Below are 704 nucleotides of genomic sequence, written 5' to 3'. Positions count from 1 at the left end.
GGGCCCAGTTCGCCCCAACGTAGCGCGCTTGCTGGTCGAAATCCATCACCGGGACGAGCGCCGCCGCGACCCGCGAGCGGGCCGGATCGACGAGTCCGTTGTGTGAGTAGCGCGTCAGCTCATGCTCGATAGCGTTGCTCCCTGTGGTTGGGTGGTCGGCCGCGTGTGGGTCGCCGGGGTGTAAGGGTTCCGATCACCCGCAGTGTCGGTTGCCTGCAGTGCGGGCAGGTGTAGGTCGGCTCCGGGTCGCTGGCGGCCGTATCGGCATCCGGTGCCGTCTCGACGACCGCCAGCGCTTGGCGGATCTGTGCCAGGCGTCGTCGCCGGCAGCGATTGGCCAGAAAGCCGTAGTGTCGGACCCGCATCAGCCCCTTGGGCAGGATGTGGAGCAGGAAGCGGCGCACGAACTCCTCGCCATCCAGGGCGAGCCGTTTGTGTCGGTCACGGTCGCGATAGTCCTTGTAGCGCAGGGTCACCTGGTGGTCGTCCACGGCGAGAATGCGGGCGTTGCTGATGGCGATCTGGCGCGTGTAGCGCGCCAGGTAGCGGACCACGCCGGGCGTGTGCTCGAGACAGTCCTTGCTGTAGACCACCCACTCAGTGGCCATCAGGGTGTTGAGCTGATTGTCCACGTCACCCGGCCGGGTGACCCGGTGGAGTTCGCCGGCAGTGGCGGCCTGACGCAGGGCACTGACCATGTGCCC

Annotated in this window: 1 protein-coding gene; it reads right to left on the bottom strand. The window is 67.5% G+C overall.

Features of this window, described 5'->3' with window-relative positions:
• Positions 1–119 precede the first annotated feature (119 nt).
• On the bottom strand, positions 120–704 hold a 585-nt coding region (locus OP498_RS18460; protein WP_280554815.1), incomplete at its 5' end, for a transposase.

Source organism: Halomonas sp. 25-S5 (genome assembly GCF_029889845.1).
Lineage (GTDB): Bacteria > Pseudomonadota > Gammaproteobacteria > Pseudomonadales > Halomonadaceae > Halomonas.
This window is presented reverse-complemented; position numbering and strand designations above follow the sequence as displayed.